Origin of the sequence: Methanobrevibacter sp., from assembly GCF_036307625.1 — an archaeon.
Lineage (GTDB): Archaea > Methanobacteriota > Methanobacteria > Methanobacteriales > Methanobacteriaceae > Methanocatella.
Map to the genome: position 1 here is coordinate 1 of NZ_JAXJXF010000102.1, position 14,854 is coordinate 14,854.

The 14,854-nt window shown below is 31.9% G+C and carries 16 protein-coding genes; 14 read left to right on the forward strand and 2 right to left on the reverse strand.

Annotated features, from left to right (window positions below):
- Positions 1-254: 254 nt before the first annotated feature.
- A complete protein-coding gene (locus UIB65_RS06465) occupies positions 255-1,397 on the reverse strand; it encodes a metallophosphoesterase (protein WP_330040371.1) in 1,143 nt (380 codons plus the stop codon).
- A gap of 385 nt (positions 1,398-1,782) precedes the next feature.
- Here UIB65_RS06465 and UIB65_RS06470 point away from each other — a divergent pair, with 385 nt between their 5' ends.
- From UIB65_RS06470 to UIB65_RS06505, 8 genes are all read left to right on the forward strand, one after another.
- Positions 1,783-3,081, forward strand: a complete 1,299-nt coding sequence (locus UIB65_RS06470) for an O-acetylhomoserine aminocarboxypropyltransferase/cysteine synthase family protein (protein WP_330040372.1) — start codon at positions 1,783-1,785, stop codon at positions 3,079-3,081.
- Positions 3,082-3,156: 75 nt separating this feature from the next.
- Positions 3,157-4,365 (forward strand): cysteine desulfurase NifS, encoded by a 1,209-nt coding sequence (nifS, locus tag UIB65_RS06475; RefSeq protein ID WP_330040373.1) that lies wholly within the window; start codon positions 3,157-3,159, stop codon positions 4,363-4,365.
- 2 nt (positions 4,366-4,367) lie between these two features.
- Positions 4,368-4,742, forward strand: coding sequence for a Fe-S cluster assembly scaffold protein NifU (gene nifU / locus UIB65_RS06480; RefSeq protein WP_292605498.1), 375 nt, complete (start codon positions 4,368-4,370; stop codon positions 4,740-4,742).
- Between the two features lie 54 nt (positions 4,743-4,796).
- A complete protein-coding gene (locus UIB65_RS06485) occupies positions 4,797-5,162 on the forward strand; it encodes a desulfoferrodoxin family protein (protein WP_330040374.1) in 366 nt (121 codons plus the stop codon).
- A 116-nt stretch (positions 5,163-5,278) separates the two neighbouring features.
- Complete coding sequence (locus UIB65_RS06490) at positions 5,279-5,761, forward strand: hypothetical protein (RefSeq protein WP_330040376.1); 483 nt, start codon at positions 5,279-5,281, stop codon at positions 5,759-5,761.
- A 12-nt stretch (positions 5,762-5,773) separates the two neighbouring features.
- Positions 5,774-8,035, forward strand: a complete 2,262-nt coding sequence (locus UIB65_RS06495; RefSeq protein WP_330040377.1) for a DHH family phosphoesterase — start codon at positions 5,774-5,776, stop codon at positions 8,033-8,035.
- A gap of 16 nt (positions 8,036-8,051) precedes the next feature.
- On the forward strand, positions 8,052-8,939 hold the full coding sequence (locus tag UIB65_RS06500) for a zinc ribbon domain-containing protein (protein ID WP_330040378.1): 888 nt from the start codon (positions 8,052-8,054) through the stop codon (positions 8,937-8,939).
- Between the two features lie 4 nt (positions 8,940-8,943).
- On the forward strand, positions 8,944-9,921 hold the full coding sequence (locus tag UIB65_RS06505) for a zinc ribbon domain-containing protein (protein WP_330040379.1): 978 nt from the start codon (positions 8,944-8,946) through the stop codon (positions 9,919-9,921).
- Here UIB65_RS06505 and UIB65_RS06510 read toward each other — a convergent pair.
- Positions 9,918-10,211 carry a transcriptional regulator gene (locus UIB65_RS06510; protein ID WP_330040380.1) on the reverse strand — a complete coding sequence of 98 codons (294 nt, stop codon included), beginning with the start codon at positions 10,209-10,211 and terminating at the stop codon, positions 9,918-9,920. The two genes, UIB65_RS06505 and UIB65_RS06510, sit on opposite strands and share 4 nt — an antisense overlap.
- Positions 10,212-10,406: 195 nt before the next feature.
- Between UIB65_RS06510 and UIB65_RS06515 the strand changes: the two genes are divergently transcribed.
- From UIB65_RS06515 to rrp4, 6 genes are all read left to right on the forward strand, one after another.
- Complete coding sequence (locus tag UIB65_RS06515; protein WP_330040381.1) at positions 10,407-11,021, forward strand: zinc ribbon domain-containing protein; 615 nt, start codon at positions 10,407-10,409, stop codon at positions 11,019-11,021.
- A 32-nt stretch (positions 11,022-11,053) separates the two neighbouring features.
- Complete coding sequence (locus UIB65_RS06520; RefSeq protein WP_330040420.1) at positions 11,054-11,764, forward strand: RNase P subunit p30 family protein; 711 nt, start codon at positions 11,054-11,056, stop codon at positions 11,762-11,764.
- Entirely contained in the window at positions 11,754-12,110 is a 357-nt protein-coding gene (locus UIB65_RS06525; RefSeq protein ID WP_330040383.1) for an Rpp14/Pop5 family protein, read from the forward strand. Before UIB65_RS06520 ends, UIB65_RS06525 begins: the two co-directional genes overlap by 11 nt.
- 219 nt (positions 12,111-12,329) lie before the next feature.
- Positions 12,330-13,118 carry an archaeal proteasome endopeptidase complex subunit alpha gene (gene psmA, locus UIB65_RS06530; RefSeq protein ID WP_330040384.1) on the forward strand — a complete coding sequence of 263 codons (789 nt, stop codon included), beginning with the start codon at positions 12,330-12,332 and terminating at the stop codon, positions 13,116-13,118.
- A 29-nt stretch (positions 13,119-13,147) separates the two neighbouring features.
- On the forward strand, positions 13,148-13,849 hold the full coding sequence (locus tag UIB65_RS06535) for a ribosome assembly factor SBDS (RefSeq protein WP_330040385.1): 702 nt from the start codon (positions 13,148-13,150) through the stop codon (positions 13,847-13,849).
- A 30-nt stretch (positions 13,850-13,879) separates the two neighbouring features.
- Entirely contained in the window at positions 13,880-14,836 is a 957-nt protein-coding gene (gene rrp4, locus UIB65_RS06540; RefSeq protein WP_330040386.1) for an exosome complex RNA-binding protein Rrp4, read from the forward strand.
- Positions 14,837-14,854 lie beyond the last annotated feature (18 nt).

The following is a 14,854-nucleotide window of genomic DNA, read 5'->3' on the forward strand; positions in this document are numbered from 1 at the left end:
AAAATATGAAACAGAATGGAAATGCCCACAATGCCAAAAAACACATGACCGAGACATAAACGCCGCTAAAAACATTCTAAAACAAGGATTAACAGATTTAATCGATGAAACAATGAACCTCTGGAGCAGGGGGGATAGCACGGTAATCCTACTCTCGTGGGAGAGTATCAGCCCGTGAAGTAAGAATCCTCGACTTCTCCAAAGTCGAGGTAGTTCAATCATATAACTTAGCATATTTGTTATAAATGAAGTGTTTAATTGATATTAATTAATACGTATTCGCATTTTGCTTCGTTTCTCATAGGCCATCCCCAACCAGTTAAACCAGATGATACTATTTGTTTCATATCTCCAATTTCATACTCTCCATAATTTAAACGGCCTGATAATTGGTATAATGTTCCATAAGGAAATACTTGTCCTCCATGCGTATGGCCTGAAAGTTGCAAATCAACATGCTCTTGGGAATTCTTTTCATATTCAACAGGTTGGTGGTCCAATACTACAATATATTTGGACAAATCACTTTCATTAAGAATTTCATTTACCTCAGTTCTATTGATTGAATCTTCCCATTCGGCATCACTTCTTCCAACTAAAACAATGTCATTATTGATAATAATTTTGTCATTATTCAATATTTTAATTCTATTTTTCTCAATGGATTGAGTTAGGTCACTATCTGTGAATGTCCTATTTCCATTTTCATAGTCTATTGTATATGGTTGCCGGTCATGGTTTCCAAAGATGTAATATGTTCCATATGTTGAGTTGATTTTTCCTAATTCCTCAAATATTTCTTGCATGTCCTCTTTGGTAGTTCTTTCATCAACAATATCTCCACCCAAAACAACAATGTCTGGTTTTAAATTATTCATTTTTAAAATGCTGTCCTTGACTAATTGAGTATTCTGAACAGTTCCATAATGAACATCACTAATGAAAAGAATAGAATAAGATTCATTGTCAATTTTATCTGTTGTTAAATTATATTCGGTTAGTTCAATATGGTTCATTCCATAAACACTGCTGGTGATAATAACTGTAAAAATAATAATGGCTAGCAATCCCTTTTTATGAATATTTGGAATAAAATTCCGGTGTTTTTCTTTAATCAAATATTTTTGAATTATTCTTATTAAATCAGCTATTAAAGATGAAATAAATAAATAAAATATCAATAGCGCTGCCATTGACCATATGTTTAAGCAAAATAGAAATGATAAAATAGCAATTATGCTGCTTATTGTGATTTGTTTGTTTTTTGATAAATTGGAATCATTGAGGCTGTATTTCACTCTGAAAAATGAATATAATCCAATTAAAATGCCCAAAATTATTCCATTAACTAAATATTCTGGGAAAAATCCTAGTGTAAAGAAGTGTATGGGATTCATATTTGTAATTATGGTGAAGATTATTATATAACTTTTATAAGGTTACTTAAATCAAAAATTAATTTTTCTGAACACACTTAACAAAAAACTGAAAATTAATTTGGCAATTAAATTTTAAAAATTAAAAAGAAAAATGGGATATATCATACAAGTATGGTAATTTTGGTTTTTGGAAATGATGATGTTTTGTTTAATGGAATAATTTTTTGTAAAAATATAACAATGTTTATATAGTAAAATAACATATGTTATAATTGTATAACATCAGTTATAATTTATTTTTTAGGTTTTCCAAAACATTTATATATAAAAAATAACTATTGTTATATAGTGAATATAACACGTGATATATTTTACTGAAATTCAATAATTAAGGTGATTATTAATGACAAATAATAAAAATTACGGATTAGCAACATTAGGTGTACGTGCAGGACAAACTCCAGACCCCGCAACTGGGGCTCAAGCGGTTCCAATTTATCAAACTACTTCATATGTATTTAAAGACTCAGATGAAGCTGCAAGAAGATTCGCCCTTCAAGAGTTTGGTCAAATTTATTCCAGACTTACAAACCCAACCAGTGATGTATTTGAAGCAAGAATTGCCGCTATCGAAGGTGGTAACTCAGGTCTTTCAACATCAAGTGGTCTTGCAGCAATTACATATGCAATATTAAATGTAACTGAACCGGGAGACAACATTGTTTCAGCAGATAACCTTTATGGTGGAACTTACCAATTGTTCAACTACACATTCAAGGATTTAGCACGTGATGTTAAGTTTGTTGACTCACAAGACCTTGATGCATTTGAAGAGGCAATTGATGAAAAAACAAAGGCAATATATGTTGAATCTGTTGGAAATCCAAAATTGGATGTGCCTGACTTTGAAAAATTATCAGAAATTGCACATTCACATGATATTCCATTAATTGTAGACAATACAGTTGGTGTTGGACTTGTAAGGCCGTTAGAACATGGTGCAGATGTAATTGCAGCATCAGCAACCAAATATGTTGGTGGACATGGTACTGCAGTTGGAGGATACATAGTTGATTCAGGAAAATTCAACTGGGGAAACGGTAAGTTTGCAAACTTCACAAAAGCAGATCCAAGTTACCATGGATTGGTATTTTGGGACGCATTTGGAGATGTCCCTGAACTTGGAAATATTGCATTTACCGTAAGGGCAAGAGCAAGACTCTTAAGAGATTTAGGAGCAACCCAGGCACCTGTACACAGTTTTATATTCTTACAAGGATTGGAAAGTTTGGATGTGCGTGTTAAAAGACACTCTGAAAATGCTTTAAAAGTGGCTAAATTCTTAGAATCACATCCTAAAGTCAAATGGGTAAACTATCCTGGTCTTGAATCCCACCCAACTTATGAAATCAATAAAAAATACTTGAAAGATCATTTTGCAGGAATATTAGGTTTCGGTGTTGAAGGTGGTGAAGAAGCAGGAAGAAAAGTAATTGAAAAATTAGAATTATTCTCAATACTTGCAAACATTGGAGATGCAAAAAGTTTAGCAATCCACCCTGCAAGTACAACACATCAACAATTGACTGCTGAAGAGCAAGAAGCAACAGGTGTGACACCGGACTTTATCAGACTTTCCATTGGTTTGGAAGATGTTGATGATTTAATTGCAGATTTAAGTCAAGCGTTAGATAGTATCTAGTTACTATCTAATCACTTAAAACATATATACTTAAAAATTTTTATTAAATAAAAAAGACAATTGGGAGATAATGAAATGTATTTAGATAACTCAGCAACTACTCAAGTTAGTGAGGAAGTATTCGAAGAAATGAAACCATTTTTCACAGAAGAGTTTGGAAACCCTTCAACTCTTTATGGAATTGGTCGTGAATCAAAAAAAGCATTAGATTTGGCTCGTAAGAGAGTGGCTGATGCCATTAATGCAAAACCTGAAGAAATAATTTTTACAAGCGGAGGATCAGAATCCGATAACCTTGCTATTAAAGGAATAGCTTTTAAATTATCTAAAAAAGGTAAACATATTATTACTACCAATATAGAGCATCCTGCTGTAAAAAATACTTTAGGATTTTTGGAATCCCTTGACTTTAAAGTTACTTATTTGCCTGTAAATGAAGAGGGCATCATCAGCGTTGACGATTTAAAAGAAGCAATAACTGATGAAACAATATTGATAACAATCATGCATGCAAATAATGAATTGGGCACTATTCAACCAATCGAAGAGATTGGCCAAATTGCTCGTGAAAAAGGCATTAAATTCCACACTGATGCCGTACAAAGTTTCGGTAAAATTGAAGTCGATGTTGAGAAATTAAATGTAGACTTACTTTCTTTATCTTCTCATAAAATTAATGGTCCAAAAGGTGTTGGGGCTTTATATATTAAAAAAGGAACTCGTGTTGTTCCGCTCATTCATGGTGGAGGTCAGGAAAAAGGAATTAGGTCAGGAACCGAAAATGTTCCAGGAATTGTTGGATTTGGTAAAGCATGTCAATTAGCAGCAGAAAACCTCGATGCACATTATGAAAAGTTATCCTCAATTCGTGATGAACTTATTGAAAAAGTACTAACAACCATTCCTGAAGCTTATTTAAATGGATCTAAAGAAACTAGATTGCCTAATTTGGTTAATTTCAGATTCAAAGCTATTGAAGGTGAATCCTTAATTCTTTTATTGGATGCTAAAGGTTATCAGGCATCTACTGGGTCTGCATGTTCATCCAATACTTTGGAAGCGTCTCCAGTATTGACTGCATTAGGTCTTGACCCTGTTGATGTACATGGATCTTTGAGAATATCTTTAGCACCTGAAAGTGATGCTTTTGATGTTGATGAATTTGTTAATGTAATTGCAGAAGCTGTTAAAAGATTAAGACAAATGTCACCTTTATGGAATCAGGAACTTGATTACGATAATATAATGTGTAAAAAACATGAAGATAACTGTAGGAAGTGTTAATTATGGATTATTCAGAAAAAGTAATGGACCACTTTGCAAACCCAAGAAACTGTAGAGAGATGGAAGATGCTAACGGAGTTGGAACTGTTGGAAACCCAACATGTGGAGACTTAATGACAATTTACATTAAAGTTAATGATGATGAAGTTATTGAAGATATTTCCTTCCAGACTTTTGGTTGCGGAGCAGCTATTGCAACCAGCAGTATGATTACTGAAATTGCTGTTGGAAAAACAATAGATGAAGCATTGCAAATTTCCAGAAATGATGTTGCAGAAGAATTGGATGGTCTTCCACCAATTAAAATGCATTGTTCAAACCTTGCAGCTGACGGACTTCAGGCAGCTATTGAAAATTATAAGGAAAATAATCAATAATAATATATACTTTGTTAAATAAACTATCTTTATCTTATAAGGAGATGTTTTATTATGGCAAAAATTTTAAAATGTGATGACTGCGGAAGTATTATCCAAGTTTTAGTAGAAGATGATGGCGATGCATGTGACACCCACATGCTCAAAATCCCTGTACAAACTGAAGGAGAAAAATCTCCTAAACACAAACCTGTAGTTGAAATCGATGGTGACAAAGTAACCGTAAAAGTCGGTGAAGCAGCTCATCCAATGGATGATGACCATTACATCCAGTTTATTGTTGTTGAAGCTGGAGCAGAACAATACGCAAAAAGCTTTAAACCTGGAGATGTTGCAGAAGTAACTTTCACTGTTAACTCTACAGATGATGTAAAAGCATGTGCATTCTGTAATTTACACGGCCTTTGGGCTAGTGAATAAGTTTAAAATACTTTTTTAAACTTCTTTTTTTATTTTTTTGTTCACAAAAAATTATAAATAATTTATTTTACATATTTTATATCGTGTCTAAATATGTTAAATTAATAATTTTTATTTTGATTTTGGCTATTATTTCAGCAGCTATAATTTTTATTGATAGTTCTACGGATAATATGAATAAATTAATGCCTAAAATTAGTGATGGTGTTGTTAATGGAGATAAGGATTATAATGAAGCTGTTGGGTTAGTCAATAATAAAAGTTATGATAAATCTATGAATAAAGCTGTTTCAGCAGGTAATAATTATAATGACAGTCTGAATAAATTGCATATTTTACAGAATAATTTTTCATCGGATGTTAATCAAGTCCATAAGAATTATGTTAATAATGCAATTTTGGAACTTGAATTAAAAATTAAGGCTGTAGATAAACTAAAAGATGCTATTGACTGTTTTAAAGTAAATTATAATTCTACTGGAAGTGCATATGCTGTTGAAGCTAATGATTTTATGAATGAGTCTATGAAGTATAAGGATATAAGAGATTCATTAGTTAGTGATAATCCGAAATTATTTAAACAGAATTTTATTATATGATGGGGTTTTAATGTGAAAACTAAATGTCCTAAATGTAAAGGAATTGGTTCCGTAGTTGTGGACTATAAGGAATGTGATGCATGTGGCGGAACAGGTTATGAAGATGATGCATTTGATGTAGGCAATCATTTTAAAGGAGTTAATAGCAAAGCAAGAGCTAAATTTGATTTAGGTGCTGAACAAGATATTCCTTGTGAAGTATGTAATGGAAAAGGCCAAGTTGAAGTTTTTGAAGATTGTCCTCATTGTAATGGAACGGGTGAAATTAATGTCTGTAGAGACTGCGGTAAATTGATTGATGAAAAATATGATGTTTGCCCTGAATGTGAGAAAAAAAGGAAGGCTGAAAAAATGAAGCATGATGAATATGTTGCTCGTCAAAATCAGGTTCGTGACGTATATGTTCTTGATTCATTATGTCAAATGAGTGACATGGATAAAGACAAATTGTATAAGGGAAGAATTACTAGAATTGAACGTTATGGTGCTTTTGTCACTTTAAATAATAATGTTTGGGGATTAATGAGGGGAGATGTCTCTGAATATAATGTCGGTGATGATATTATTGTGTTTATAACTGCTATTAAATCAAGAGAAAGAAAAATTGATTTGGCTCCAGCTTATGTGGGCAAATATAATCTCAAAAAATTAACCAAATCTATTCCTAGAACTTTGATTGGTAATCTGGAACAAAAAATGGGTAAATTGGTTCGTATTGATGGTGAAGTTCAACAAGTTCAACAAACATCAGGTCCTACAATTTTCACAATTAATGATGAAAGTGGTGTTACTTGGGTGGCTGCATTTGATAAGGCAGGTGAAAGGGCGTATCCTGGAATCGATGTTGGGGATGCGGTTCAGGTTATTGGTGATGTTAATGAACATGGTGGAAAGACCCAAATTGAGTCACATTCAATTGATAAATTAAGTCAACAACAAACAGCAAAACTACATGCATTAATAGACGATGCATTAAACAAAAGAGCTGAACCGAAAGATGTTGATTTCTTAGTTAAAAGTGATGTTTTAAACAGACTTAAGCCAAAAATGAGAGAGGCTGCACGTAAAATCAGAAGGGCAATTCTCGATGGAAGAACCATTTTACTTAGACATCATAATGATGCCGATGGAATTTGTGCAGGAGTTGCAATGGAAAAGGCATTGATACCTTTAATAGAATATGCAAATCCAAGTAATGATGCTCAATATTATTACTTTAAACGCTCCCCTAGTAAGGCACCATTTTATGAACTTGAAGATGTTGTAAAAGATTTGTCATTTGCACTCGAAGACCAAGAAAGGCACGGTCAAAAATTGCCTCTTATTGTGCTTTTGGATAATGGTTCTACTGAAGAGGATATTGTGGCCTTAATGCAGGCAAAGATTTATGATATTGAAGTTGTTGTAATTGATCACCATTCTCCTGGTGAATTGTTAACTACTGAGGAAAGGGATGGTGAGATTGTTGGTGCAACAGTTGCAGTTGATGAATATGTTGATACTCATGTAAATCCATATTTGGTCGGTGGAGATTCACAATTAACTGCTGGAGCATTGGCAACAGAAGTGGCACATATTATTAATCCTGAGATTAAAGATTTGATTAAACACCTTCCTGCTGTTGCTGCATTGGGGGATCATGCGGAATGCGGTGAAGTTTATCAATATTTGCAGTTAGCTCATGAAAAAGGATTTAGCAAAGAACATCTGTCACAAATTGCGGAATGTGTTGACTTTGAAGCTTACTTTTTAAGATTTATGAACGGTAGGGGAATAATGGATACTATTTTAGCTGTGGACAATTTGGATAAGCATGATAAGATGATTGATGCTTTATATAAAGAATATTTAAAAAGAGTTGACACACAACTTAAAGCTGCACTTCCAAACATTAAGAAAACTCAATTTGAAAACGGCATTTACTTTAACATTATTGATGTTGAAAAATATGCACATAAATTCACATTCCCTGCACCGGGTAAAACCTGCGGTTTTGTCCATGATAATGTAATTAAGGAGTTAGGCGAAGATAAACCTATTGTTACATTGGGTCATGGGCCTGATTTTGGAGTATTCAGAGCGACTGATGCAGTAAATGAACAATATGGGTTCAATGTAAATGATATTGTATCTGTTTTAGCCCAAAGAGTTCCATCAGCAGGTATTGATGGTGGAGGTCATGAATGCGCAGGTTCCATTAAATATATTGAAGGACTTAGTGAAGAGGTTTTGTCTGAGTTGGTTAAAGAAATAAAGGATATGAATAAAAATTAATTCCAAATCTGATATCATGGTTTCACAAAATTTTTGCAGAACTTGCGGTCATAAAATTCTTCGAAATGAGCCTTTCTGTCCAAATTGTGGTGATAAAACAGTTTATCCTAAAAGTGATGGTTTAGTTATTTTTTCACCACCTATTCATGATATTGGTTTTTTTGATTTCAGCATAGATTTTTCACCATATATTGAAAGTAAGCGAAAGGATTTCAAATATGAAATCTGTTCCTGCGGATATTTAAATGAAGTTGACAATGAATATTGTTATATGTGTGGTGCTAAAAGGGCTTCAACTAGGTTGTTTGGTTTATTAAAAAATAAATCTAAGCCAAAATTTGAGGTTGGAAACATTCTTTGCGAATGCGGTTATGTAAGTCCAAAAGAAAACATATTTTGTGAAATGTGTGGTAAACAAATAAGACCCAGTCCTGATGAAACTTTTGATAATTATAGTAATTTTAATTTGGAATTTGAAGATCCAATATTCTGTTTTTGTGGTGAAGAAAATGAAAAATTCTCACTATTCTGTAAAAACTGTGGTTTGCCTTTAAAAAATTATGGAGCTTCTTCTGGTGTATCAATTCTATGCACTTGTTCTACAATAAATGACATAACCTCTGATTATTGCATAGAATGTGGCTCTAATTTAAAGAATGAAAATTCTATTTTTATTTGTGTATGTGGTCATAGAAACAAAGGTGGATCTAAGTTTTGTGAAGTATGTGAAAGACCTTTAAACCCCTTAAGAGTTATTAAATCCAAAATTATATGTTCCTGTGGTGAGATTTTAGATTGGAATTCTGATTTTTGCCCAAATTGTGGTAGAAATATCAGAAGAACAATAGCCACTAAAAATTCAATTAATTCCACAATAAAAAATATCAAGTCTATTTTGAGGTAGTTTCATGAAGTGTTGCGATATATGTGGTACTTTAAATTTTAAAGAAGATAATTACTGTATTCACTGTGGTAATAAACTAATACTGGAGCATATTTGCCCTCATTGTGATGCATCAAATGATGATACCGCATTATACTGTGTAAAATGTGGACATCAAATAAATCCAATTAAAATTGATGATTTTGATATATTGCTCAGTGAATATAATCAAAATTTGCTTTTAAATGCAAAAATTTCGAATATTGAGTATAATAATATGTTATCAAATATTTTTGCGAGGGCAGATTATGTGGATATTTACGGAAACTCAATTAAGGATAAGATTTTAAATTTGGCTAATGTTTTCACCCAATGCAAACCGAAGGCACGTGGAATTGAAAGAGGATATATCTTTTTGGGCAACTGTATTTATTATGATGAACGTTTGGATGATTCTGTCCAAATCGCTACTTTAATTCATGAATTGGCACATTTTATATTGTTTGAAATAATTGAACAGTTATTATGTAAAATTTTCAGGGTTAACACTTCAACTACATTGCAAAGTTTTGTCTGGTTTTTTTTAACACTTCCTGAATTTAAAATAATGAATGAATATTGTGCACATACTGTGGAGGGACGTTTTATCCCATATGGCTATCAGAATTATGGCTCGTTTAATAGTTTGATACGTCAAATTGATTATGATGAGAGTTCTTTAAATGATATGGTTGTTTTTGGAAATACTTTTGCCAATGAAATTATTGTTTATTTGGAAAAGTATATTGATGTTAACTTGAGAGAAGAAATCAAATTGCAGTATAAAAAAGATTTAAAATCTCCTTCATATGATTCTTTACAAATAGAAACAAATAATTGTTTATCATTGGATGTTAAAAATAGAGTTTTATTAAAATTATTATATGATATTTTAAAATTAGCATCACAGGATGATGTTAGAATTGAATTGGAAGAAATAAGGGATGGTATGAACTTTGATTAATCTTCTTTATCATCTTCTTTATCTTTGATGGTGTCTAATACTTCTTTTCCAGTATCGGTTAATCGGTATAATCTTCCTTTACGGGCTTCTTCATTAATACATTCAACGATTTCTTTACTTTTTAATTCACTTAGAACTTTGGAAATATGATTGGTTCTAATTCCACTATCTCTTGCAATGTTTGTGGGTATTTTCACATCGTCTCCTATTGATTTTAATGTTTTTTCCCGATATTTAGAAATTTGAACGTATGAAGTCAATTTCAAAAGTTCATCATCTTCTTTTGTCATAATAAAATATTTTATTTTTTATGTTATAAAAGTTTTATAACATATTATTAATCTTATATGAGTACTTTAAACACTTTTTAGATTTGCTTGTCTAATTTTCATCATAATAATCAATTATTGTAGTAAATAAGTAACTTAATATATATCTTGTGTTAAAGATAATATTAACAAGATTAATAAATTTTTGTGTTTAAAATGAAGTGTAGTAAATGTGGTTTTGAAAATAAGGATAATGCAAAATTTTGTACAAAATGTGGTGAAAAATTAGATTATGAGACAACAACCATTACACAGCAAGCCACTCAAGGTTCTGGTAATTCTAAGAATGTTATTATGTTGTTGGTTGTCATAATAGTTATTTTGATTGCAGTAATTGGATTTTTTGCATTAAATGGACATTCTAATTCAGTTTCAAGTGATGATGCTTCAGCAGGCTCTTCTAGTAATGCTGTTGATAGTTCAAATAAAAATAGTGACCAATCCTCTCAAGATACTTCATCCGAATCCAAATCCAAATCTTGGGAGCTTATTGGCAGTTATTCTGGATCTGGTTCGGGTTCAAAAACAGTCACTGTCCCTGCAGGAAAAATTAAGGTGGAATTATCTTCATTTCCAATAAAAAATTATGCAGATAATCATTTGCATGTGAAAGGTTCAAATGGTGCATCCGGAGGCGTTGACTGGGGTCCAACCAGTGATGTGGAAACTAGATCAGATTCCTTTGAGTTTACCTCTTCCAGTTCTCAGACTTTCACTATTGATTACTATGAAACCGTTAGTTGGGAAGTTGAATTCTACAGGTATCAATAATTATTAATATGCTAAATAATAAATTATCTAGTATGTTTTTTGATTTGAATATTCAAGGCGGTAGCTTGGAAAATAACGTAATATTGGCAAAACAAGCTGCTCAATATGGTTGGAGCCATATTAACTTTTCATATAATCAAAATGATTTTAGTGATGCTTTAAAATTCAAAAATGAACTGAAAGATATGTTTGATGATGAAATTTCCATAGATTATACTTTGGAAATTAAATCAACTAACATTAATGAAATTAGAAAAATTACCAACAAGTTTAGGAATAAGACGTCCTGCATTGCAGTTGTCGGAGGGGATTTAAAAGTAAACAGGGCAACATTGGAAAATATTAAAATCGATGTGTTGTCCCGACCATATTTGAGACGTTTCGACAGCGGACTTAATCATGTCCTTTCTCGTGAAGCTGTAGATAATAACGTTGCTATTGAATTATGCTTTAAGGATGTCTTAAAAAGCTATTTGTCCCACAGGTCTAAAGTGATTTCTAATTTTAAAGATATTTACACTTTATATAGGAAATTTGGTTTTCCATTAATATTATCTTCGAGAGCTGAATCTGTTTTTGATATTAAAACTACTCATGATTTTGTTGCCTTTTTTAAGCAAACTGGATTGACCGATAGTGAAATTGTTGATTCATTTACTGCTGCTTCAAATATTCTTGATTTCAATAAAAATAGGCATAACTTAATTTTAAAGGGTGTCAGGAGGATTGAAGATGGGTCTTAAAGTTCTTCCACCTACCCTTAGAAAAAACAATAGATATCTCACCGTAGATATTAAAATTTCTTCTGAAATTACTAAAGATGATTTTGTTTCAATAGTTTGGGATGCATGTGTTAGATTTCAGGGGGAACTTAATTCATCTAATTTCAATTTATGGGTTATGAAATTTTACGAATTTGAAAAAACTGAGGAATACTATTGTTATAAGGCAATTGTAAGGTGTCAAAGAGGTTATGTTGAGGAAGTCAGATCATCTTTGGCTTTGGCAAACATGTACAAGAAAGGTAGAATTTCAATGACCACTATAGGTTTGTCAGGAACAATAAAAGCATCACATAAATTTATTTAGTTACTTTTTGTTATTTTAAAATAGAAAACTTTATAAATAATATATTATTATATATAACAATTGAATTTATGGAAAATGTGTAAAAAAGTATTTTAATAAACTACTGTGTAGTAATTAAAGGTAATTGCCATTCATGGAGATTGGTTTTATTTTTTATGTTGTTGAATTTAAAAGTTAATATTTATTAAAATATTTATATAAAAAATATGAGGTATTAATATGCAACCTTTACAAAATGCTGGATATGATAGAGCTATTACTGTATTTAGCCCAGATGGAAGACTTTTCCAAGTAGAATATGCAAGAGAAGCTGTTAAGAGAGGAACAACATCAATCGGTGTAAAAAGTTCTGAAGGAATTGTTTTAGCTGTTGATAAAAGGACTACTTCTAATTTAGTTGAAGCTTCATCAATTGAAAAAATATTTAAAATTGATGAACATATTGGAGCAGCAACTTCAGGTCTTGTAGCTGATGCAAGAGCTTTGGTTGAAAGAGCAAGAGTAGAAGCTCAAATTAACAAAATCACTTATAGTGAACCTATTAGAGTAGAAAGTTTATCTAAAAAATTATGTGATATGTTACAATTATATACTCAAAATGGTGGAGTAAGGCCGTTTGGTTCTGCTTTAATTATTGGTGGGGTATATGATGAAAAATGCAAATTGTTTGAAACAGACCCTAGTGGTGCATTAATTGAATATAAAGCAACTGCTATTGGTTCTGGTAGGTCTGCAGCTATGGACATTTTTGAAGATGAATATGAAGATGACATTACATTGTCCGGCGCTGTTGGTTTAGCAATTAAAGCTATTGATGAAGCTACAGACCATGACACTACTTCAAATAATGTTGAAATTGCAGTCATTAAAAAAGACACTGGAAAATATGAAAAACTTTCTCAAGAAGATGTACAAAAATTCATTGATGAAGTATTAATCAAAGAAGAGGAAGTTGAAGAAGAAACTGAAGAAGAATCAGATGATGATTCTCAAGAAGATGAAGAATAAATTATTATAGTTGGTTAGGGGATGTTTCAATGGTAAATGTTGATGAAGCTATTATTGCTAAATATGAATATTGTGGTGAACATTTTGAAATATTGGTTGACCCTGATTTAGCAGCTGAATATAGAAATCCTGATGGTCAAGATGTTGCCATTGAAGATCTTTTAGCTGTTGAAGAAATTTTTAAAGACTCCAAAAAAGGAGATAAGGCTTCTGATGAAGCTATGAATAAAATTTTTGAAACTACAGATCCTATTGAAGTTTCTAAAGTTATACTTGAAAAGGGAACTGTTCAATTAACTGCAGACCAAAAAAGAAAGATGCAAGAGGATAAGCGTAAATTAGTTATTAATAAAATAGCTAAAGAAGCAATCAATCCTCAAAATGGTTTGCCTCATCCTGTACAAAGAATTGAAAATGCAGTTGATGAGGCAAAAGTTAAGTTTGACCCTTTCACTGCAGTTGATCAGCAAGTCCAAACTGCTTTAAAAGCTATTAAGCCACTTATTCCAATTAGGTTTGAGAAAGTTAAAGTTGCAGTCAGACTCCCGGGTTCCGCTGCTGGTGGTGCTTATTCTGTTATTCATGGATTTGGTGAAATCATAAATGAAGAATGGCAACAAGATGGTTCATGGATAGGTATTGTTGAAATGCCTGGTGGTCTTCAAGATTCTTTTGCCGCTAAGATGGCTGAAATTTCAAGTGGGGAAGCAGAAACTAGAACTATTAAATAATTAAATTAATTTTCAACTTATGGGATTACTATGATATATGTGGAAAATAAAGATTTAGTTATTCCTGGACAAGTATTGGCTGATGATGAATACTATTCAGGAAGAGGTACCTTTAAAGAGAATGGTAAAGTTTGTTCTTCTTTAATGGGGCTTGTTTCTTTAAGGAATAAAAAAATTAGAGTTATTCCTCTTAAGAGCAAATATGTTCCGAAGAAAGGAGATGTTGTAATAGGTAAAATTAATGATGTCAGATTCTCAATGTGGGATGTGGATATTAATTCACCTTACTCTGGAATTTTACCTGCTTTTGAAGTGTTTGGTCGTGAGAAAAAAGAACTCAACAAAGTATATGATGTTGGGGATGTCCTATTTTTAAGAGTTGTTGACGTTGATGAAATCAAAAAGGCAAAACTCGGTTTAAAAGGAAGAGGAATGGGCAAATTTAAAGGAGGAATCATTGTAGATATTGCTCCAACTAAAGTTCCTAGATTGATTGGTAAAAAAGGTTCTATGATTAACATGATTAAGGACAAAACCAATTGTAAAATTGTCGTTGGTCAAAATGGTCTTGTCTGGGTGAAAGGTGACGAGGACATGGAACAACTTACCAAAGATATTATTCATTTAATTGAAGCTGAAGCTCATACTTCTGGTTTAACTAATAAGATTAAAAACAAATTATACTTGGCAATTGATGGTGAACTGCCTCCTGAAGAAGTTCCTGAAGAGGAAGAAGAATTTGTTTTAGAAAAACCTAAGCTTCAAAATTTCAAAGAAGAATTAGAGCAAGAAGAAAAAGAAGCTGAAGAAAAAGAAGCTGAAGAAAAGGAAGCTGAAGAAAAGGAAGCAGAAGAAAGTAAAAAAGAAAAAGAAGGTAAACCTAATATAGCTGAGGTTATTGAAGAGTTAAAGAAGAAAAATAAAAAGGATAACACTTTATCTTATGATGATAACTCAAATAATTCTTTTATTTTGAACAATAAATAATGGTTATTAATTCTTCGT